The following is a 20205-nucleotide window of genomic DNA, read 5'->3' as shown; positions in this document are numbered from 1 at the left end:
ATAGCCATGTATCTATCGAGTCAATGGCCGTGACCCGCCATCATCATGACCGGGATTCCGGAAGTTTCGGAGCCGCCCCGCCCGCGCGCCCCGGCCTCACACGATGTCGCAGGTGGCCCCGTTGACGGCGAACGCCGCCGGGGCCGGGTTGCCGCCGGTGGATGCGCCGAGGAAGCCGACCGAGGCCGCCGCGCCCGGCGCGACCGTGCCGTTCCACGAGGCGGCGGTCACGGTGACCGCGCCGCCGGACTGGGTCACCGAGCCGTTCCACAGCTGGGCGATCGTCTGCCCCCCGGTGAACTGCCAGGTCAGCTTCCACCCGCGGAGCGGCGCCGACCCGGTGTTGACGATCCGGACGTCCGCCTGGAAGCCGCCCGGCCAGCTGCCGGTCACCCGGTAACTCACCGCGCAGGACGACTTGCCGGGCGAGGTGGAGGCGCTCGGCGACGTGGAGGCGCTCGGCGACGCGGAGGCGCTCGGCGAGGTGGAGGCGCTCGGCGAGGTGGAGGCGCTCGGCGAGGTGGAGGCGCTCGGCGAGGTGGAGGCGCTCGGCGAGGTGGAGGCGCTCGGCGAGGAGATCCGCGACGGGTCGACGACGCCCCAGTAGGCGCTCTTGGCCTGCAGCCGGGTGTCGAACAGCAGCGGCGCGTCCTTGCGGGTCACCGGGAACGTGTCCAGCCAGGTGTTGTCGTCGGCCAGGCCCCACAGCGTCACCGAGCCGAGGTCGGCCGCGTACCGGCGGAACAGCGCGAACATGTCCCGGTACGCGTACGCCTGGGCCAGCAGCCGCTCGGCGGGCGGCGTGGGGTACGACTCCCCGCTGGAGGTGTAGATGCTCACGTCCATCTCGGTGATCTGCTGCTGCACCCCGATCCCCTGGAACTTCTTCAGCATCGCCTCGGTCTCCGCGATCGACGGCCAGCTGACGTTGACGTGCATCTGGTGGCCCACGCAGTCGATCGGCACGCCCTCGCCGCGCAGCTTGACCACCAGGGCGTACAGCGCGTCCCGCTTGGCGGCCACGTTGGTGTTGTAGTCGTTGATGCACAGCCGCGCGGCCGGCGCCGCCTCGCGGGCCACCCGGAACGCGGTGCGGATGTAGTCCAGCCCGGTCAGCGTGTACCAGGCGCTGCGCCGCATCCCGTCCGGCTGGCTCTCGTCGATCACCTCGTTGACCACGTCCCAGGTGCCGACGGTGTCGCCGTAGTGCGCCGCGACGTTACGGATGTGGTTCTCCAGCCGGGCCAGCAGCGTCTCCCGGTCGGCGTCCTGGAAGACCCAGGCCGGGGTCTGGTTGTGCCAGACCAGGGTGTGCCCGCGCACCCGCATCCCGTGCGAGCGGGCGAATGCGATCAGCGGGTCCGCCTGGGCGTAGCTGAAGGCGTTCTCGGTCGGCTCGGTCGCGTCCCACTTCAGCGCGTTGCCCGGGGTGACCGAGGTGAAGTGCCGGGCCAGCAGGTCGCCGTGCGTACCGGTGATCTCGGCGCCGGTGATCGCCGCACCGACCGGGAACTCGGTGACCACGTCCTTGACCGCCGGGATCCCGGTCTGGATCGGCAGCGTGGGCACGTAGCTCGCGGTCACGTCGTCGAGGTAGAGGCCGCCGGTGGTGGACGCCGTCTCGACGTAGACGCTGAGGGACTCGGCGTCGGCGGAGAGGGTGTACCGGCCGGTCAGATTGACCCAGCCGGTGGCGCTGACCGCGGTGTCGCCGACCACGGTCTCGTAGCTCGCCGTCCCGCCGGCGCGCCGTTCCACGCTGAGCCGGGCGAGGTCCGAGCCCTCGGCCAGCCGGACCCACGCCGAGACGGTGTACGAGATGCCCTTCTCGAACGTGCCGAGCACGCTGAGCGACGGCCCCTGCCAGCCGGCGGTACGGCCGCTGACCGCCAGGCTGTGCGTCCCGCCGTGCGCGACGGCGGTGCTCACCGCCAGGGTCTCGGCCGAGCGGCCGGTCCAGCCCTGCACCGTCGCGTCCTCGAAGTCGCTGGTCAGCACCGTGACCGGGGTGGGGTCGTCGGCCGCCTGGGCGGCCATCACGCCGGTGAGCGGGGCGGCGGCCACCAGGGTGGCCACGGCCAGCCGTGCGAATGCGCGCATCTGCGTTCCTTCGGGGGCCGGGGAGGCCGGCCCGGCGCCCGGGGCGGGTTGCGGAGGCCGTCCCGGACGCCGAGCCGGAACAGTGATGGACATCGTTGCATGGGAGCGCTCCCATTACAACGGTGTGACCGCCGCATTGCCGGCAAGAGGCTCAGGTGAGCCCACGCCCGTCCGATAGGACGAACGTGCCGGACCAGATCTTCCTGCTGGGCAATCTCGTGATCATGGTCGCCTATGCCGCGATCACCGCGGCCATCATGGTGCCGGTGATCCGGGCCGGGCAGCTGCGCAGCAACAAGCTGGCCACCGCCACCGCCCTGATCTTCTTCAGCTGCTCGGTCGGGCACGGTCTGCACGCGCTGGCCGCGCTGTTCGCGGCCACCCGGGCGAGCGTCGGGCACCTGGAACACCTCGCCAACCCGGACTGGATCTGGACCTCGGCGCTCTGGGACACGCTGACCGCCACCGTGGCGGTCTACTACTGGACCCTGCGCCGCAGCTACGGCGTGCTGCTCGGCAAGGGCGCCATCTACGTCGACCCGTGGAGCCGCAACCGGCTCGACGAGGCGGACGCCCGCGAACGCGCCGCCCGCGACCTGGCCGAGGCGCACCGCATCACCCTGGCGACGGTGGTCGAGCACAGCGACGACGCGGTCGCCGGCCTGAGCCCGGACGGCCGGATCACCGCCTGGAACGGTGGCGCCGAGCGGCTCTTCGGGTACACCGCGGCCGAGGTCCTGGGACAGCCGGCCGCCATCCTGACCGGCAACGAGGCGGCCGTGAACCAGCAGGAGGACGTGCTGGCCCGGATCCGCGACGGCGCGCATCACCTCGCCTACGAGGCCCGGCGGCTGCGCAAGGACGGCACGCCGGTGGACGTCTCCATGGTGGTCACGCCGATCCGCGACCGCACCGGCACGGTCACCGGCATCTCCGCGGTCGCCCGGGACATCACCGCCGCCAAGGAGAACGCCGAACGCCAGCGCGCCATCCAGGAGCGCACCCAGCAGGCGCAGCGGATGGAGAGCCTGGGCAACCTGGCCGGCGGCGTGGCGCACGACTTCAACAACATTCTGGCGATCATCGCGAACTACACCGAGTTCGCGATCGAGGAGACCGCCGACCGGCCGGACGTACGGGCGGACCTGATCCAGGTGCGCGCCGCCACGGAGCGCGCCGCGAACCTGACCCGGCAGCTGCTCACCTTCACCCGCGGCGACACGATCCAGCCGCGCAACGTCGCGCTCAACGCGGCGCTGGCCGAGGTCCAGGCGATGCTGGAACGCACCATCGGTGAGCACATCCGGCTGGTCACCCGGCCCTCGCCGACACCGCTGACGGTCCGCGCCGACCCGGGCCAGCTCCAGCAGGTGCTGCTCAACCTGGCGATCAACGCGCGCGACGCGATGCCGGACGGCGGCACCCTGGTCCTGGAGGCGGGCACCGCCGAGCTCGACGGCGACGAGCTGAACATGCAGCCGCCGCTGCCGGCCGGCCGGTACGCCCGGCTGCTGATCAGCGACACCGGTGAGGGAATGCCCCCGGAGGTCGCCGCCCGGGTCTTCGAGCCGTTCTTCACCACCAAGCCCCGGGGCAAGGGCACCGGGCTGGGCCTGGCGACCGTCTACGGCATCGTGACCGAGGCCGGCGGCAGCATCAACCTGTACTCGGAGGCCGGCATCGGCACCACCTTCCGGATCTACCTGCCGCTGGTCGAGACGCCGGTGGACGGGGCGGACGACGCCACCCGGCCGGCCGCCCCGCCCCGCGGCGACGGCAGCACGGTGCTGGTCGTCGAGGACGAGGTGGCCCTGGCCCGGATCATCACCCGGATCCTGACCGAGAACGGGTACCACGTGGTGGTCGCCGCCGACGGCCGGCACGCGCTCGCCCTGTACGAGCAGCACGGCTGCGACCTGCTGCTGACCGACGTGATCATGCCGGAGATGTCCGGGCCCCGGCTGGCCGAGCTGCTCACCGAGCGCCAGCCCGGCCTGCCGGTGCTCTACATGTCGGGGTACAGCAACGGCCTGCTCGGCAGCACCCATGTGCTGGACGGCGACATCGCCTTCATCGAGAAGCCGTTCACCGCGGCGGACCTGCTGCGCAAGGTGGCCGACGCGCGCCGCGCCGCCCCGGTCAGCTGACGCGACGCTGCCCGCCGGCACGTCGCCGTCCCGGCTGACCGTCCACCCCTACCGCGACAGCGCGTCCGGTGGCGGGCTGGCGCGGAGCGTGCGGGCCGGGGTGCCGGACGGCGGCGGAGGGTGCGTGGTGTCCGGGCCGGTGACGCCGGTCGCCGTGGACGGTTCCCCGCCGGTGGGCGTGGGTTTGCCACCGGGGCGAGCGGGAATCCGGCGCGCATGTCCGCTTTCGTGGAGGACCCGCCCCTGCCGAGCCATCTGCAACTGGAAGTGACCTCGGCGTGCAACCTGCGCTGCACGATGTGTCTCGTCCGGTATCGGCCGCCGGTCAACAAGCTGGCCGGGGCGATGCGACCGGAACTGTTCCACCGGCTCGTCGCGGAGCTGCCGCTGCGCCAGCTCACCCTGCAGGGGCTCGGGGAGCCGCTGCTGTCGCCGTACCTTCCGGCGATGATCGCGGCGGCGGTGGACCGCCGGGTGCGGGTCGGTTTCAACACCAACGCCACCCTGCTCACCCGGCGCCGTGCCGAGGAACTCGTGGCCAGCCGGGTGGACTGGCTGCACGTGTCGCTGGACGGCGCCGGGCCCGCGGTGTACGAGTCGATCCGCGAGGGCGCGCGCTTCGACACCGTGCTGGGCAACCTGGCCGGGCTGGTCGCCGCGAAACAGGCGGCGGGCAGCGCGACCCCGTGGATCCGGGTGGTGTTCGTGGCGATGCGCGACAACGTCACCGAGCTGCCCGCGCTGGTCCGGCTCCTCTCCGGGATCGGCGTGAACGAGCTGCGGGTGCAGAACCTGTCGCACAGCTTCGACGACACCGGGCCGGCCGACGGCTACGCGGAGATCCGGGAGTTCACCGCGGGGCAGGCGCTGTGGACCGGCGCCGACCGGGACCGGGCGCGGGCGGCGTTCACGGCCGCCACCCGGGCCGCCCGGGACAGCGACCTGCGGTTGCGGCTGCCGAGCCTGGCCGACGAGGGCGGCGGCAACTGCACGTGGCCGTGGGACGCGGCGTACGTGACCAGCGCCGGGCTGGTCCAGCCGTGCTGCATGGTGATGGGCGACGACCGGGTGAACCTCGGTGACCTGGGCGCGTCGAGCTTCGCCGAGATCTGGCACGGGCCGGCGTACCGGGACTTCCGTCGCCGCCTGGACAGCGCCGACCCGCCGGAGGTCTGCCGGGGCTGCTCGCTCTACCGCCACACCTTCTGACCGCACCGGACCGACCGGACCGCCACGCGGCACCCAGGACTACGCGTGCGTGATGGCCGCCGGCGGCACACCCGCCGGGCCGTCTCGGTCAACTGTTTCGGCGACCCGGACCGACGATCTGGAATTCCGGCTCCAGGTCCCAGAACAAGGCGATCTCGGTGATGATCGCCCGCAGATTCTCGGCCACCTCACGCGGAAGCGGCTCGCCGTTGTCGTCCCAGCGCGGATCGGACGGAAGCGTGAAGCGCATCCGCTTCAGCCCGGGGTCCACCGGGATCATCAGCGTGTGCTCGCCGAGCTGAAGGAGCATGTCCTCACGGCCCGCGCCGGCCAGCGTCACACCACTCTCGACGTGCAATGCCTTCTGCGACAGCAACTCCTGCACCGTCATGCGGAGGACCTCCTCAGCGACTCGACGCCGGTCACCAGAACGGATCGATCTCGGTGATCTTGGTGACGTTGGGGTTCACCTGCAACGCGGGCCGCTCCTTCCTCGACCAGACACTCTCCGACCAGGGATTGTGTGTCCACGCCGTGGCTTCGCCCGACGCAGCCTGCGCGTAACGCTCGGACAGCCGCTCCCAGACACCGTTCGCCTGTACCCGGCTGACCGGTGACCCCGCTTCGAAGAGTCTCATGTCATCGAACCTCCTGCCGCCCGGCGTCATCTCCAGCGTGACCGAAGCAACCCCGTCGACCTGCTTCTCGGCGTACGTCCGCATCTTCTCGTCGTCGGGTTGCCTGCCGGAGTAGAAGGTGGCTCCATCGACCGGGCTGCGCACGTCGGCCGTCTCCACCTCGTGCATCAGGCCCTTGAACGCGGTCCGCTGGCTGCCCCGGACGGTGGTCTCCGCGAACCTGCGGGCACCGGCCCGCTCCAGCATGGTGGCGGCCCGGCGGAGCATGGCGGCGATCTCCCGCTCGATCAGCGCCATCGCCTCGTGGATCAGCTTGCGGCAGGCCGTGCGGGCCAGCGCGATCCAGACCGGGATCTCGGCGAGGGTCGCCCCCGCGGTGACCGTCGCCGTGGCGATCGCCTGGCCGACCTCCACGGCCAGGGCGGTGAGCTGGGCGATCAGCGCCGCCTTCAGGCCGATGGTGACGCCGGCCATGGCGATCAGGGCGCCGCCGACGAGTTCCGCGGCGGTGGCCGCCTCCTGGAGGTGACGGCCGGGACCGTCGGCGCCGTTCCACCAGCGCTCGAAGGCCTCGACGGTGGCGCCCTCGTTGTCCAGCCACACCCGGCGGGCGGTCGCGGTGGACCGCTCGGCGTGCGCCCGCAACCGGGTGGCGTGGTCGATCCACACCTGGCCGTCGGCCTGGAGGCGGTCCTCGTCGGCCTCCGGCCACTCCAGGCCGATCCAGCTCAGCGGCTCGGCGAGCTCGGCGGGCAGCGTGATGGTCATCGGACTACTCCCCGCCACCCGCGGATCCGCCGGTCCCGGCCACCCCGCCCGGGAGACTCACGGCCCCGGCGGCCCCGGCGGCCGCGGCGGACAGCGCGGCGGCGCCGTCGGCGTCCGCCGCCGCGACCGACCGCGCCTGCATCACCAGCGTCGCCGCGGCGAAGCCGAGCTGTTCGGTGTACGAGCCGAGCGCGTCCAGCGCGGTCTCCACCACCGCCCGGTACGCCGCCGCCACCACGAGCGTGCTCTCCCCCGTGCCGAACGGGTCGGAGGCGCCCACCGCGCTCTGCAACCCGGCCACGTCGTCGGCCAGCCGCTGCGCGACCGCGGCCAGGTCACGCCCGGCCGCGGCGACGCTGTCCGGGTCGAGTCGCAGCTGCCCCGGACCGGGCAGCGACCCCCCGGTCACCACGGCCGGGCCGCCCTGCGGTTCAGGTCGGACAGGGCGGTGCACACCTCGGCGAACCGGCGTTCCGCGGTCTCCGACGCCTCGGCGAGGGAGGCGCGGAGCCGGTCCGGGGCGACTCCGGCGCCGTACCGGGCGGCCACGTCGCCGTCCCGGCCGGCCCGCCGGTCCCAGGCCGCGGTGAACGCGTCGATCAGCGCGCGGCGCAGCTCGTCGAGCGGCAGGTACGCCACCCGCGGGTCGAGATGCAGCTCCACCAGGCGGCCGTCGCCGTCCAGCGCGACCCGGACCCGGCCGTCCGCCGCCTCGCCGGCCACCGGCTCGCGGTGGTCCAGGTCCCGGGCCCACCCGCCGGCCGCCGGCTTCCGGTAAGCAAAGTCGTGCATGGCGCCCCTCCACATCGGCCACTGCGGGGACGCCGTGTGAAGCGGCGCTCACCCCCTGTGCCGCCGAATACAGCGGGCGGGGGGATCGCGTTCAATGCGAAGGCCCCGCGGACCGGACGGGTCCGCGGGGCCTCACCCGGCGGGCGGGCTCACTCCAGTTCGCGACCGGCCGAGTCGGGGCCGGCGGTGAGGTCCATCAGCTGCTGGGTGACGTGGTTGGTGAGGGCCTGCTGGTAGCCCTGCGCCAGCTGCCCGAGGCGCTCGATCTCGTCGAGCAGCGCGGCCCGCTTCTCCACCAGGCTGTCCATCGCCTCGGCGTGGTTGCGGCGCGCGTCGCTCTCGATCGTGCCGGCCTTCAGCTGGGCCTCGCTGGTGATCTGCTCGGCCTTGCCGCGGGCGGCCTCGAGCAGCGCCTCCACCTCGCGCTGGGCGTCGCGCATGTGCTCGTCGGCGGTGCGCTGGGCCATCATCAGCACCCGGGCGTTGCGGTCGTCGTCGCCGACGGTCGGCAGCGCGCCGGACGGGGTGGCGCTGCGGGCGCGCTCCAGCTGGGCCTGCATGTCCCGGGCGTTCTGCTCGGCCCGGGCCCGGGCCTCCTGCAGGCGTTCCAGCTGGGCGGTCAGGTCGGCGAACTCGTTGGTGAGCACCATGGTCGCGGCCGGGTTGGCGCCCATCCCGCCACCACCGCCACCGCGCTGGGCCTGGGCGCGCAGCGCGTTGTTCTCCTCGAGGAGGCGGATCAGCTCCTGCTCCACCTCGTCCAGGAACGCGTCGACCTCTTCCTCGTCGTATCCACGCTTGCCGATCGGCGGCTTCTTGAAGGCCACGTTGTGGATATCTGCTGGGGTGAGCGGCATCGCATTCCTCGGTTCCCGTCGGCGGACGTGGTGCGGCCCGAAATCCTACGCAACGACGGCACGCTACCGCCCGTGGGCATGATCACGCGGCCCCTGGGCCGGTGACCAGGCGGGTCGCTGAGCAGGCGCACGCCCGGGCCACCGCGTACCGGTCACGGATAGTACCGGCCGGTGCCGGCCGGCACACCTGCCGGCTCACACCTTGGCCACCCGCACCTCGCCGGCCCGGTGCTGGCGCACACCGGTGATCACGCCGGCCACCAGCACCGCCGCGCAGAGCCCGGTCAGCGCCGCCGGTGAGCCGTCGAACAGCAGCGTGATCAGCAGGATCAGCGGCACGCCGAGGCCCGGCCAGAGCAGCGCGACGCGCCACCGCCCGGACAGCACGCCCTGGATGACCGTGGCGCTGAGCAGATACCCGGCCAGCCCGGCGCCGAGCACCACCCGGGTGCCCGTCGACAGGTGGTCGTCCGCGCCGTGCGCGATGGCGTGCTCCAGGCCGACGGCCACGGCCGCGAGGCTGACCGCGACCGGCAGGTGGGCGTACACGTAGAAGTCGTGCACGCCCTGGCGGGTGTGTTCGCCGCCCTCCTGGATCAGGCGGCGTTTCGCCGCCCCGCCGGACAGGTCGAAGTACGACCACCAGAGCGCCGCGGTGGCCAGGAACGCGAACGCCGCGGCGACCAGCACCCCGGCCGACCACTTCCCGTCCTGGATGCCGGTCACGGTGGCGGTCACCGACTCGCCGAGCACCAGGATGACGAAGAGGCCGAAGCGTTCCGGCAGGTGTTCCATGTGCAGCGGCGGCGCGTCCTTCACCCGCGCGGCCAGGGTCGGCCCGAGCAGGTCGACCAGGACGCCGGCCGCCCAGAGGACGTAGCGGGCGGTGCCCGGGACGGCGAGCGACGCCAGCCAGCAGGCCGCGCCCGCGCAATGGCCCCACAGGTACGGCCGGATCCCCACCCGGGTGTCCGGCAGGTTCCGCCACACCCGCAGGTAGCCGAGGATCAGCACGATCCGCAGCAGCACGTAGCCGATGGCGAACCAGCGCGCGTGCGGACCGATCGCCTCCTCGGCCGAGGCGGCCATGACGATCACCCCGGCCATCCCGATGAGGGTGAGCAACCGGAAGATCGCGTCGTCGGTGTCGAACCGGTTGGCGTAGAGGGTGGTGCTCGCCCATCCCCACCAGCCGGCCACCAGCAGCGCCACGAACTGGAACCCGCCGCTCCACGTCTCGTGGTGGGCCAGCACATCCGCGCAGCGGCCGACGAACAGCACGAACGCCAGGTCGAAGAAGAGCTCCAGGCGGGTTGCCGAGCGGTTGGTGTCGCGGTTGACGTCCGGCGGCCGGATCAGCTGGCGTTCCTCCTCGTCCTCGCGGTTCAACCGGGCCTGATCGGTCCCCTTGTCGGCCATCCCACCTCCCCTTTCGCGTCTGCGGTACCCCGCCCGCGCGGCGCCGAACCCGCCGACCGCCCACGCGTAGTGACTTGCGTGGATACAGTGAGGCGCATGTCCGTATCGGTCTCCCGGCGTACCGTCCTCGCCGCCGCTGCCGCCGCCACCGGCGCCGCGACCCTCACCGCAAACCCCGCGCGGGCCTCGAAGAACGCCTTCGCCGAGCTCGACGCGAAGATCAGAGAGGGGATGGCGAGATACGCCATTCCCGGTGTCGCCCTCGCCCTGCACCACCGCGGCCGGGACTACGTCCGCGGTTACGGCGTGACCAATCTCGCCGACCCGCAGCCGGTGGACGGCGACACGCTCTTCCGGGTCGGCTCCACCACCAAGACCTTCACCGGCACCGCGATCATGCGGCTGGTCGAGCGCGGCCGGCTCGACCTGCACCGCACCGTCCGCAGCTATCTGCCCGATTTCCGCACCGCGGACGCCGCCGCCTCGGCCCGGGTCACCGTCCTGCAGCTGCTGCAGCACACCCCGGGCTGGCTGGGCGACTTCTACCTGGACACCGGCGCCGACGACGGCGCCCTCGCCCGGTACGTGTCCGCGATGTCCCGGCTGCCGCAGCTGACCCAGCCGGGCACCACGTTCGCCTACAACAACGCCGCGCTGTCGCTGGCCGGGCGGCTGATCGAGGTGGTGACCGGCCGGCCGTACGAGGAAGCCGTCCGCAGCCTGGTCACCGGCCCGCTGCAGCTGCGCAGCAGCGCGTTCACCCTGGCCGAGCTGCCCGGCGCGCGGGTGGCCACCTCGCACACGCTGACCGCGCAGGGCGAGCTGATCGCCGACCCGGCGGCGTTCGCCGTGCCGCGCAGCATCAACCCGGCCGGTGGGCTGATCTCCAGCGCCCGCGACCAGCTGCGCTGGGCCCGGTTCCACCTGGGCACCGGGGCGCCGCTGCTGACCACCCGGTCCCTGCGCCGGATGCGGTCGCACCCCGGGCCGGGTGGCACGCTGTTCGTGGAGCTCGACGGCATGGGCATCACCTGGATGCTGCGGCCGACCGCGGAGGGCCCGCTGGTGGTGCAGCACGGCGGGGACTGGCCCGGCCAGCACTCCGGCTTCCTGATGGTGCCGGAGCGGGGCTTCGCGATCACCGTGCTGACCAACTCCGACACCGGGCCGAACCTGCTCGGTGACCTGTTCGCCGACGACTGGGCGCTGAGCCGGTTCGCCGGGGTGCACAACCTGCCGGCGAAGCCCGGGACGCTGCCGGACGCCGAGCTGGCCGGGTACGCCGGGCGCTACGTCTACGAGCAGATCGGCTTCGACGGTACGGCCGTATCGGTCGCGGTGAACCTGGTGCCGGACGCCGGGCGGCTGAGCATCCGCGGCGACGACGGCACCGCGGGCGGGTGGCTGGTCTTCTACCGCCGGGACTACGCGCTGGAACAGGACCTGGCGGGCAACTACGGGGCCGGCCGGGACAACTTCGTCCGGGGCGCGGACGGGTCGGTGACGTTCCTGCGGGCCGGCGGGCGGCTGTTCCGTCGTACCCCGCCCGGTTCGGCGCCGGCGACGCTGGCCCGGGGCGGCCGGCCGGTGAAGCTGCCCTCGCAGGTCCTGCCGTACCCGGGCTGACACGATCCGGCGGTCCCGGGGCGAGTGGCCCGCCCCGGGACCGTTCCACCACGGGGAAGCACTTGCCCGCCATCGATCGCTCTCATCCGGTGGAGCGGCGTCGGTGGCCCGCCGTACCGGTCGCACGGCGAGTACCCGGACGCGATGCGGGCCCGGCCGCCGCCACCCGGACCCGCGGAGAGTTGAAACCTCGCGCCGGCCGAAATTCCGGTGAACTCGCCATTCACTCCGGCCAATCGGTGCCGAATTTTGCACAACTGCCGTTCAGCCCTGTTGAGGCGCTCCACGGTGGGTAGACGCTTTTCTCGTGACCGAGACAACCGTGGTCCTCATCCTCGTGGTCATCACCGCCCTCGGATTCGACTTCACCAACGGCTTCCACGACACGGCCAACGCGATGGCGACGTCGATCGCCACCGGCGCGCTGCGTCCCAAGGTGGCCGTGCTGCTGTCCGCCGTGCTCAACCTCATCGGCGCGTTCCTCTCCGTCGAGGTCGCGCTGACCGTGACCAACGCGGTGGTCAACATCCAGAACAGCGACGGCACCCCGCGGGCCGACCTGCTCGCCGGCGGGGGCCGGGCGCTGCTGCTGATCGTGCTGGCCGGCCTGGTCGGCGGCATCCTGTGGAACCTGCTGACCTGGCTGCTCGGGCTGCCGTCCAGCTCCTCGCACGCGCTGTTCGGCGGCCTGATCGGCGCGGCCGTGGCCGGCCTGGGCTGGGCCGGCGTCAAGTGGTCGGGTGACGGCTCGAAGCTGGACGGCGTGCTGGGCAAGGTGCTGCTGCCCGCGGTGATGTCGCCGGTGATCGCCGGACTGGTCGCCACGGCCGGCACCTGGACCATCTACCGGATCACCGCCGGGGTGGCTGCCCGCTTCACCGACCACGGCTTCCGCTGGGGCCAGATCGGCAGCGCCTCGCTGGTCTCGCTGGCGCACGGCACCAACGACGCGCAGAAGACGATGGGCGTGATCACCCTGGCCCTGATCGCCTCCGGCGAGTGGACCGACACCGGGGACATCCCGTTCTGGGTGAAGATCTCCTGCGCGCTGGCCATCGCCCTGGGCACCTACCTGGGCGGCTGGCGGATCATCCGGACGCTGGGCAAGGGCCTGGTGGAGATCGCCCCGCCGCAGGGCATGGCCGCCGAGACCGCCTCGGCCGCGGTCATCCTCTCCTCCAGCCACCTCGGGTTCGCGCTGTCCACCACGCACGTGGCGACCGGCTCGATCCTGGGCAGCGGCGTCGGCAAGCCGGGCGCGAAGGTGCGCTGGGCGGTGGCCGGCCGGATGATCTCCGCGTGGCTGATCACGCTGCCCGCGGCCGGGCTGACCGGCGCGGTCATGTGGTGGATCGGCGACCTGGTCGGCGGGCTCGGCGGCGCGCTGCTGGTCTTCGCGATCCTGGTGGCGCTGGCCGGGTACATGTACCTGCGCTCGCGCCGCGCGCCGATCGACCACAACAACGTCAACGACGAGTGGGACGCCGCACCGGCGCAGCGGCCGCGGGCCACCGCCGGCGCGGCGAGCTGAGCGGGGGAACCGATGGACAACCTGACCCTGGCCCTGACCGGCGCCGGAAAGGTGCTGCTGGCCAGCCTGCTGCTGGGCGCCGGGCTGCCGGCGCTGTTCGCGCTCGGCATCCGGTCGCTGGCGTACGGCGGGGCGCGGGCGCACGAGCCCGCGACGACCGGACCGCGAGCGCAGGTCGCCGGTACCATCGCCGGGTACGTCTGCTTCGCCGTGGTCCTGCTCGGGGTGCTGCTGGGCATCACCTTCATCGTGGCCACCGGGCTGGGCAAGGCGCTCAGCTTCGAGCACGTCTTCCCGGTCCTCGTCGACAAGCACTGACCGGGAGCGACAGTGAGCGAACAACGGTCGAACTTCGTCACCCGCGCCGTGGAGTGGCTGCGCGCCGGGTATCCGGACGGCGTACCGCGGCACGACTACGTCGCCCTGCTGGGCCTGCTGCGCCGCAAGCTGACCGAGGACGAGATCCGCCGGATCGCCCGGGAGCTGGCCGCCCGGTCCGCGCCGGGCGACGACGCGATCACCAGCGCCGACATCGAGGAGATGATCAGCCACCAGCTGTTGCAGGAGGCCACCCCGGCCGACGTGGTCCGGGTCTCCGCCCACCTGGCAGCCGGTGGATGGCCGCTGGCCGACCCGCCCGCCGAGTGACGGCCCGCACCGGACGCCGCTTCGGCCCCGGTGCGCTGTGTGCGCGATCACCCGGGCCGCCGCCGGTGTCCGCGCTGCGGGAGAATCCGGGTTTGAATCTTGCACAGCCACCCGGCCGCGCTACCGTGCAGCCCGCATCCGGTGCCGCAACGGCGCGGGCCGACGCCGCGCCGGCGAGGAGAGAGGAGGACCCTGACGTGACGCTGACCCAGAACGCACCCGCGGTCCGCACACAGCCCGGGCCCACCGACGATCAGGCCGTCCTGATCGTGCACGGCAGGGACCGCACCGGCATCGTCGCCGCGATCAGCGCCGTTCTCGGCAAGCACGAGGCCAACATCGTGTCGCTGGACCAGTACTCCGACAACCCGCACGGCGGGGCGTTCTTCCAGCGCACCGTCTTCGCGCTGGACCACCTCAAGGCCCGCCTGCCGCAGGTCGAGCTGGACCTGCGGGCCAAGCTGACCGAGGGCTTCGAGCTGGAGTACACCCTGCGGGAGCTGTCGGTGCCCAAGCGGGTGGCGATCTTCGCATCCAAGGACGACCACTGCCTGCTCGACCTGCTCTGGCGCCACCGCCGCGGCGAGCTGCCGATCAACGTCGCCATGGTGATCTCCAACCACCCGGACACCGCCGACGAGGTGCGGTCCTTCGGCGTGCCGTTCTTCCACGTGCCGTCCGCCGGCCCGGACAAGTCCGCCGCCGAGGAGCAGCATCTGCGGCTGCTGCAGGGCAACGTCGACTTCATCGTCCTGGCCCGCTACATGCAGATCCTCTCCGGCGACTTCATCGAGCGGGTCGGCGTGCCGATCATCAACATCCACCACAGCTTCCTGCCCGCCTTCATCGGCGCCGGGCCGTACGCGAAGGCCAAGGACCGTGGTGTGAAGCTGGTCGGCGCGACCGCTCACTACGTCACCGAGGACCTGGACGAGGGCCCGATCATCGAGCAGGACGTGATCCGCGTCTCGCACGCCGACACCGTGGCCGACCTGCAGCGCCGGGGCGCCGACGTGGAGCGGGCGGTGCTGTCCCGGGCGGTCCGCTGGCACAGCGAGGACCGCGTGATCCGCCACGAGAACCACACGATCGTCTTCGCCTGACGCACCGGCGCGCCGGGCCGCGCGCGGCAGCCGGGCGCTCGGGCCGCCGCGCGGCGGGATCGGCGCCCGGCCCACCGCGGCGGGATCGGCGCCCCGGCCGCCACGCGGCGGGACCGGCCGGGTCAGGCCGGCTGCGCGGCGGGAACCGAGATCCAGTCCGGGTACTTGCCGGTGCGGTGGTCGCCGGAGGACTGCCCGCGCAGCCGCCGCTGCACCCAGGGCAGCACGTGCTCACGGTAGTAGCGGGCCTCGGCGAGCAGCCCGGCCCGGCCGGCCGGGCCGGAGTCGATGACATGCGCGGTGGTCGGGTGGCCCAGCGCGGTCAGCACCAGCCCGGCCACCCGGCGGTGCCCGGCCGCGTTCAGGTGCAGCCGGTCCGCCGACCAGTAGCCGGGACGCCGGATCTCCCGGTCGTGGAAGACGTCCACGAAGGTCAGGCCGTAGCGCTGCGCGAACGGCGCGACCGCGGCGGTCAGGATCTCCCCCTTGCGCCGCATCATGCCGCCCAGCGGCAGGCGCCCCGACGGGTCCGGGCCGGAGAGCAGCAGCACCTGTACGCCGCTGTCCAGGCACCGGCGGATCGCCCGCTCGGTCATCTCGACCAGGGCCGTCAGGTCCCCGCCGGGACGCATCATGTCGTTGCCGCCGCCGTTGAGCGACAGCAGCGTGGGCTTCGGGTCGAGCGCCAGCGCGGCGTCGAGCTGCTCGGTGACGATCGGGCGCAGCAGCCGGCCACGGATGGCCAGGTTGGCGTACCGGATCGGCTCACCCAGCCCGGCGGCCAGCCCGGCGGCGACCAGATCGGCCCAGCCCCGCTCGCTGCCGTCCGGCTGGGTGTCGCCCATCCCCTCGGTGAAACTGTCCCCGATCGCGACGTACCGCATCCCGCACTCCCGCCGGTCATGCTCCGGCCGGTTCCCGCGGTGCCCCCGGGCTCGCGCGGACACCCCTGAAGAGCCGGCCGGACCCCCAGATGATCAGGAACAGAGTAGTCAGCGGAGGCGGCGGGCCGCCGGTCCCGCGACCCACCGGTGATCCAGGACTCGCCGGCCGGCGCCGCCCGGCCGGTGCCCGAGTTCGTACGCCTGCGCGGCGATCGACGACCCGGACTGCCGGGTGAGCAGCATCCGGCCGACGCCGTAGGAGACCAGGTGCGAGTGAGCGGAGGTGGCCGGTGTCCGGATCGTGGTGTCCGGTCTGCCGGTGGTGGAGTGCTCCAGGCGTACCCTGCCGCCCTGGCCCCGGCGTCCGGTACGGCGCCGCCGCGGCCGGCGCTTTCTCCCGTGCCGCCCTTCGACCGGGCCGGCACCAGGTCGCCGCCGGACCGGGTGCCGTACCCCGGCCGCGGCCGTCCGGTACGGGTTCGGCCGCGCGGTCCGGCAGTCGTCGGCGGGGGGCGCGGCCGGGGCTCGCGCGCCGGGACCGGCGGAGCGCGCGCCCGCGCCGAGGCCGGGGGCCCCGGCGGCGGCCGCCGCGACCCACGACCGGCCGGCGCGATGCTTCTCCGCTGCGCGCGTGTCAGTTCCCCTCATTGTTCCAAGCATTTCTCAAGGGGATTTCTACATTGCGCTTACGCCGCGATCGGGAAACATCGCGACGGCCGACCTTACCGTTTCATCGACCTGCCGGGACATTGCCCGTACCCCCGAAAAGGGCCGCCGCGGCGACCCTTTTTCTCCGGGCACGGTGGCTCGCCCACCCGGGCCGGCCGGTCAGGACAGCTTCGGGCGCACCGGCACATCCGCCCCGCCCCGGTTCACCGGGCGATTCGGACGGCTGATCCGGGTGCGGTATCCGTACCGGTGGAGCAGCGGGAACGCCAGGGCCGTCGCGGTCAGGCGGGGCCCGGCGGCCTGCTCCTGCCGCCACCGGTCGTCGGGGCGCAGCGCGATCTCGCCGGTGCGGAACCGCCCCGGATTGCCGGCGATCGTGTGATTGCCGGCCAGGCGCACGGTGGTGTCGTCGAGGAACGGCCCGCGCGCGGCGTCCATGCCGGTGAAGGCGAGCAGCCCCTCGATCGCCGCCCGTGGACCGGCCACGAAGTCCTCGTAGCGCAGCAGGCGGTAGCGGCCGCCGTACGCGCCGGACAACCGCTCGGCGAGCGCATTGCGGATCAGCCAGTGCATGGTGCTCGCGGCCGGTGCCTCCTGGCGCATCAGCGCCGGCTTGCGGCGATCCAGCTGCCAGGTGGCGCGCATCCAGGAATGCGTCACCGCCCGCGGGTCGCGGATCATGTGCAGCAGGTACGGCTCGATGCCGGCCATCCCGGGCAGCAGGGCCGCCACCGAGGGGACCTTGGACGAGTCGACGATCAGCCGGGCGCCGGTGACCTCGGCCGCCGCCCGGTAGAGCCGCTCGGTGAGCCGCCGGTACTCCTCCGCCGCCGGGACGGCGACCGGGCCGGTCAGGGCGTAGGTGTGCCGGACCCGGACGGCTTCGCGCTGCAACCGGGTGATCCGGCGCGGATCCGGCCGGGCCGTGCCGAACGCGACGTCGAGGATGTCGGCCCACAGCGCGCACCGCGGGAACATCCGGCCGCAGCCGCACTTCCGACCCTCGATCAGGCCACGGCTCCAGAGGTAGACGAGCTCGCCGGTGGAGAAGACGCCGTCGTAGGAGTTCAGGATGTTGTCGACGATGGTGGTGCCGCTGCGGCCCCAGCCGGCGATGTACAGGACCTTCACCGGCATGGCGCGGCGCCGATGCGGGGGCGGGTGAACACGGCGCGGCGGGGGGTGGGTGTCCTCATGGTGTCCACGCCCACGATCAACGAGCTGATCCGAAAGCCCGTGACGCCCGTAAGACCGATATTACGGATTTATACCGCACTCCGGCCGGTCTCCGGCACGGGCTCGCCGTCCTGCCCGCTGGCCCCGGCGTGGGCGGCGCCCCGGACGGTCCGGGGCACGGGCTCGCCGTCCTGCCCGCTGGCCCCGGCGTGGGCGGCGCCCCGGACGGTCCGGGGCACGGGCTCCGGACGGTCCGGGGCACGGGCTCCGGACGGTCCGGGGCACGGGCTCCGGCGGGCGTCCGCGGCGCCGGAGGCCCGCGCTTCCCGGCAAAAGGCCAGGTAGCAGCATCTTTCCGGTACGCCGCCGGCTTTCTCTCCGCGCCGTCGGCGGCCTTTCTGGTACGAGGTGAACGTGACCAGCGACCGGCCCACGGGCCCATCCGACCTGACCGATCCGCGGCGTTACCGCCCGCCGGTGCCCCTCGTCGAGGGTGACCGGCTGCGCTGGTGCGACACCGTGGTCGCGGAGATCCCCGGTTTCCGGCCGCTGGCGCTCGACCTGTTCCGGCCACTGGCCGTCGAGCCGCCGGTTCCGCTGGTCATCTGGATCCACGGCGACGCGTGGCGGGCCGGCGACCACCGCGGCGAGCCGGCACCGCCGGCCGCCGGGCGGATCACCGAGCGGCTGCTGGGCGACGGGTTCGCCGTCGCGCGGGTGACCTACCGCCTCAGCGGCGAGGCCCGTTTCCCGGCCCCGTTGCACGACGTCAAGGCGGCGGTGCGGTGGCTGCGCGGGCACGCCGGCGAGCTGGGCCTGGACGCCGCCCGGTTCGGGGTCTGGGGTGAGTCGGCGGGTGGGCATCTGGCCTCGCTGGTCGCGCTCACCGGCGACGATCCGGATCCGGTGCTGACCGGCCACTTCGGTATCCCGCGTGTCTCGGACGCCGTGCAATCGGCGGTGGTCTGGTACGGCCCGAGCAACCTGCTCAGCATGGCCGCGCAGAGCCACCCATACGGGCTCGACCGCGGCGGCCCGGAGGGGTTGCTGCTCGGCGGGGTCGTGCCGGACCTGTCCGGCGAGGCGGCCGCGGCCAGCCCGGTCACCTACGTGTCGGCCGAGGCGCCGCCGATGCTGCTGGTCCACGGCGCGCTCGACCGGGTGGTGCCGGCCGCGCAGAGCCGGGAGCTGCACGACCGGCTGGCCGCGCTGGGCGCGCCGGTCACCGTGCGGATCATCCCGGGGGCGGGCCACCGCCTGACCGGGGCGGACCTGACCGCCCCGGTCACCGAATCGCTGGAACACCTGGTCAAGACCCTGTCCTGACCCGACGGCCGGCCCGGTTGCGGAGGCGGGCCGGTCAGGTCAGCGCGGCCATGATGATCCGGTTCGCCACGGCCGGCTGTTCGCCGCCCATGTTCAGGGTGTTCACCGAGTACGTCAGGCGCCGCCGCAGGTCGAGCGTCGCGCCCATGCCGTTGTTGTAGCCCGGCCGATCCCCGGACTTGCCCCACACCTCCAGCCCGCCGAACCGGAACCGGGTCAGGCCGGCGCTGTACGTCGCGTCGGTGCCGTCCGCCTTCTCCCCGGGCGCCCACGTCGGCGCCTGCGGGACGGTCAGCATCACGTCCAGCTGGCGTCGCGGCAGCAGGCGGCCACCGAACAGGGCGACCAGGAAGTCGTCCAGGTCGCCGGTCGTGGAGATCATCTCGGCGGCGGCCCACTGCAGGGTGGGGTTGAGCCGGGTGACGTCCACGTAGCGCACCCGGCCGCCGTCGGTGACCCGCTGGTAGCCGTGCGCGTGCGGGCCGGGGATGTCGAAGCGGGCGCCCGGCAGCGAGGTCGCGTGCAGCCCGAGCGGGCGCAGGATGCCGCGCCGGACGGCGTCCGCGTACGGGCGGCCGGTGACCCGCTCGATCACCAGACCCGCCACGATGTACCCGGCGTTGCTGTACTGCTGCCGCTCGCCCGGCGTGAACAGCGGGGTGTCGGTCCAGCGCACCTGCGAGCCCGGGGCGAAGGTGTCGTACCGGTGCTGGAAGAACCACTCCGGGTCCTTGCTCGGGATCTGTGCGCCGCGCAGGCCGTGGGTGTGGTCGAGGGCCTGCCGCACCGTCCCCGGATAGCCCTCCGGCAGCAGGTCCGGAAGGTACCGCCGCAGCGGCGCGTCCACGTCGACCAGGCCGGCCGCCGCCAGCTGCAGGACCGCCGTGGCGGTGAACGTCTTGGTCATGCTGCCGATCCGGAACCGGCCGTTCCACGGCACCGGTCGCGCGGTGCCGAGCTCGGCCACCCCGGCCCGCCCGTGCCACCGGCCGGCCGCTCCCTCCACCCGGACCAGGGCACCGCTGACCTCGTCGCCGAGCGGGTCGATGGCCGCGTCCAGGGCGTCCGGGTCGAGCCCCGGCAGCTGCCCGGCCCCGGTCGTCCCGGCGTACGCCGGCGCCCCTCCGGTGGCCGCGAGCAGCCCGCCCGCCAGGGCTCCACCGAGCAGTGAACGACGATTCATCCGGCACCTCCACCGTGGTCACAAGATCGATGTCCACCTTTCCGGTCCGGCACGCGGGGGTCATCCGGGTCCGCCCCGGACCCTCCCCCGATCCCGGCCCCCTAGGGCCCGGCGGCGCCCCGGTGCGGT

At 73.3% G+C, this 20205-nt stretch carries 18 protein-coding genes; 8 read left to right on the top strand and 10 right to left on the bottom strand.

All coding sequences use genetic code 11. The annotated features are described in order from the left end of the window. Positions 1-96: 96 nt before the first annotated feature. Positions 97-2100: an endo-1,4-beta-xylanase gene (locus ACTEI_RS09720; protein WP_122977346.1), complete on the bottom strand. Its 2004-nt coding sequence runs from the start codon at positions 2098-2100 to the stop codon at positions 97-99. A gap of 185 nt (positions 2101-2285) precedes the next feature. On the opposite strand from ACTEI_RS09720, the gene ACTEI_RS09715 reads away from it, so the two are divergent. Further along, entirely contained in the window at positions 2286-4247 is a 1962-nt protein-coding gene (locus ACTEI_RS09715) for a PAS domain S-box protein (protein WP_239082335.1), read from the top strand. A gap of 216 nt (positions 4248-4463) precedes the next feature. Then, positions 4464-5456: a radical SAM protein gene (locus ACTEI_RS09710; RefSeq protein ID WP_122977345.1), complete on the top strand. Its 993-nt coding sequence runs from the start codon at positions 4464-4466 to the stop codon at positions 5454-5456. An 88-nt stretch (positions 5457-5544) separates the two neighbouring features. Here ACTEI_RS09710 and ACTEI_RS09705 read toward each other — a convergent pair whose 3' ends face one another. The 6 genes from ACTEI_RS09705 to ACTEI_RS09685 all read right to left on the bottom strand — a co-directional run bounded on the left by ACTEI_RS09705 (position 5545) and on the right by ACTEI_RS09685 (position 9930). Continuing rightward, positions 5545-5847 (bottom strand): hypothetical protein, encoded by a 303-nt coding sequence (locus tag ACTEI_RS09705; protein WP_122977344.1) that lies wholly within the window; start codon positions 5845-5847, stop codon positions 5545-5547. A gap of 31 nt (positions 5848-5878) precedes the next feature. Further along, positions 5879-6862 (bottom strand): WXG100-like domain-containing protein, encoded by a 984-nt coding sequence (locus ACTEI_RS09700; RefSeq protein ID WP_122977343.1) that lies wholly within the window; start codon positions 6860-6862, stop codon positions 5879-5881. A gap of 4 nt (positions 6863-6866) precedes the next feature. Next, positions 6867-7274 (bottom strand): hypothetical protein, encoded by a 408-nt coding sequence (locus tag ACTEI_RS36840; protein WP_164465891.1) that lies wholly within the window; start codon positions 7272-7274, stop codon positions 6867-6869. Next, positions 7268-7654 (bottom strand): YbaB/EbfC family nucleoid-associated protein, encoded by a 387-nt coding sequence (locus tag ACTEI_RS36835; protein ID WP_164465890.1) that lies wholly within the window; start codon positions 7652-7654, stop codon positions 7268-7270. The genes ACTEI_RS36840 and ACTEI_RS36835 overlap by 7 nt, the downstream gene beginning before the upstream one ends. Positions 7655-7803: 149 nt before the next feature. Further along, positions 7804-8511, bottom strand: coding sequence for a DivIVA domain-containing protein (locus ACTEI_RS09690; protein ID WP_122977342.1), 708 nt, complete (start codon positions 8509-8511; stop codon positions 7804-7806). A gap of 195 nt (positions 8512-8706) precedes the next feature. Beyond that, complete coding sequence (locus tag ACTEI_RS09685; protein ID WP_122977341.1) at positions 8707-9930, bottom strand: low temperature requirement protein A; 1224 nt, start codon at positions 9928-9930, stop codon at positions 8707-8709. A gap of 96 nt (positions 9931-10026) precedes the next feature. On the opposite strand from ACTEI_RS09685, the gene ACTEI_RS09680 reads away from it, so the two are divergent. From ACTEI_RS09680 to purU, 5 genes are all read left to right on the top strand, one after another. Next, positions 10027-11556, top strand: a complete 1530-nt coding sequence (locus ACTEI_RS09680; protein WP_122977340.1) for a serine hydrolase domain-containing protein — start codon at positions 10027-10029, stop codon at positions 11554-11556. 307 nt (positions 11557-11863) lie between these two features. Then, positions 11864-13087: an inorganic phosphate transporter gene (locus tag ACTEI_RS09675; RefSeq protein ID WP_122977339.1), complete on the top strand. Its 1224-nt coding sequence runs from the start codon at positions 11864-11866 to the stop codon at positions 13085-13087. 12 nt (positions 13088-13099) lie between these two features. Further along, entirely contained in the window at positions 13100-13405 is a 306-nt protein-coding gene (locus tag ACTEI_RS09670; RefSeq protein WP_122977338.1) for a hypothetical protein, read from the top strand. 12 nt (positions 13406-13417) lie between these two features. Beyond that, positions 13418-13735 carry a DUF3349 domain-containing protein gene (locus tag ACTEI_RS09665; protein ID WP_122977337.1) on the top strand — a complete coding sequence of 106 codons (318 nt, stop codon included), beginning with the start codon at positions 13418-13420 and terminating at the stop codon, positions 13733-13735. 197 nt (positions 13736-13932) lie between these two features. Then, a complete protein-coding gene (gene purU / locus ACTEI_RS09660; protein WP_122977336.1) occupies positions 13933-14838 on the top strand; it encodes a formyltetrahydrofolate deformylase in 906 nt (301 codons plus the stop codon). 122 nt (positions 14839-14960) lie between these two features. Here the strand turns inward: purU and ACTEI_RS09655 are convergent, their stop codons facing one another. Both ACTEI_RS09655 and ACTEI_RS09645 read right to left on the bottom strand, forming a co-directional pair. Then, entirely contained in the window at positions 14961-15722 is a 762-nt protein-coding gene (locus ACTEI_RS09655; protein WP_122977335.1) for an SGNH/GDSL hydrolase family protein, read from the bottom strand. Positions 15723-16550: 828 nt separating this feature from the next. Next, positions 16551-17528: a sulfotransferase gene (locus ACTEI_RS09645; protein WP_122977333.1), complete on the bottom strand. Its 978-nt coding sequence runs from the start codon at positions 17526-17528 to the stop codon at positions 16551-16553. Between the two features lie 516 nt (positions 17529-18044). Here ACTEI_RS09645 and ACTEI_RS09640 point away from each other — a divergent pair. After that, positions 18045-18893, top strand: a complete 849-nt coding sequence (locus ACTEI_RS09640) for an alpha/beta hydrolase (RefSeq protein WP_164465889.1) — start codon at positions 18045-18047, stop codon at positions 18891-18893. 34 nt (positions 18894-18927) lie between these two features. Here the strand turns inward: ACTEI_RS09640 and ACTEI_RS09635 are convergent, their stop codons facing one another. Next, positions 18928-20076: a serine hydrolase domain-containing protein gene (locus ACTEI_RS09635; RefSeq protein ID WP_122977331.1), complete on the bottom strand. Its 1149-nt coding sequence runs from the start codon at positions 20074-20076 to the stop codon at positions 18928-18930. Positions 20077-20205 lie beyond the last annotated feature (129 nt).

Origin of the sequence: Actinoplanes teichomyceticus ATCC 31121, assembly GCF_003711105.1 — a bacterium.
GTDB lineage: Bacteria > Actinomycetota > Actinomycetes > Mycobacteriales > Micromonosporaceae > Actinoplanes > Actinoplanes teichomyceticus.
Note: the sequence above shows the minus strand (reverse complement) of the source record. Positions and strands in the feature narration are given on the sequence as shown.

What these genes read in the sequence shown, in the direction of transcription:
- ACTEI_RS09720 (WP_122977346.1), bottom strand. Translation starts at nt 2,100, where the DNA reads ATGCGCGCATTCGCACGGCTGGCCGTGGCCACCCTGGTGGCCGCCGCC.
- ACTEI_RS09710 (WP_122977345.1), top strand. Translation starts at nt 4,464, where the DNA reads ATGTCCGCTTTCGTGGAGGACCCGCCCCTGCCGAGCCATCTGCAACTG.
- ACTEI_RS09705 (WP_122977344.1), bottom strand. Translation starts at nt 5,847, where the DNA reads ATGACGGTGCAGGAGTTGCTGTCGCAGAAGGCATTGCACGTCGAGAGT.
- ACTEI_RS09700 (WP_122977343.1), bottom strand. Translation starts at nt 6,862, where the DNA reads ATGACCATCACGCTGCCCGCCGAGCTCGCCGAGCCGCTGAGCTGGATC.
- ACTEI_RS36835 (WP_164465890.1), bottom strand. Translation starts at nt 7,654, where the DNA reads ATGCACGACTTTGCTTACCGGAAGCCGGCGGCCGGCGGGTGGGCCCGG.
- ACTEI_RS09690 (WP_122977342.1), bottom strand. Translation starts at nt 8,511, where the DNA reads ATGCCGCTCACCCCAGCAGATATCCACAACGTGGCCTTCAAGAAGCCG.
- ACTEI_RS09685 (WP_122977341.1), bottom strand. Translation starts at nt 9,930, where the DNA reads ATGGCCGACAAGGGGACCGATCAGGCCCGGTTGAACCGCGAGGACGAG.
- ACTEI_RS09680 (WP_122977340.1), top strand. Translation starts at nt 10,027, where the DNA reads ATGTCCGTATCGGTCTCCCGGCGTACCGTCCTCGCCGCCGCTGCCGCC.
- ACTEI_RS09670 (WP_122977338.1), top strand. Translation starts at nt 13,100, where the DNA reads ATGGACAACCTGACCCTGGCCCTGACCGGCGCCGGAAAGGTGCTGCTG.
- ACTEI_RS09655 (WP_122977335.1), bottom strand. Translation starts at nt 15,722, where the DNA reads ATGCGGTACGTCGCGATCGGGGACAGTTTCACCGAGGGGATGGGCGAC.
- ACTEI_RS09645 (WP_122977333.1), bottom strand. Translation starts at nt 17,528, where the DNA reads ATGCCGGTGAAGGTCCTGTACATCGCCGGCTGGGGCCGCAGCGGCACC.
- ACTEI_RS09635 (WP_122977331.1), bottom strand. Translation starts at nt 20,076, where the DNA reads ATGAATCGTCGTTCACTGCTCGGTGGAGCCCTGGCGGGCGGGCTGCTC.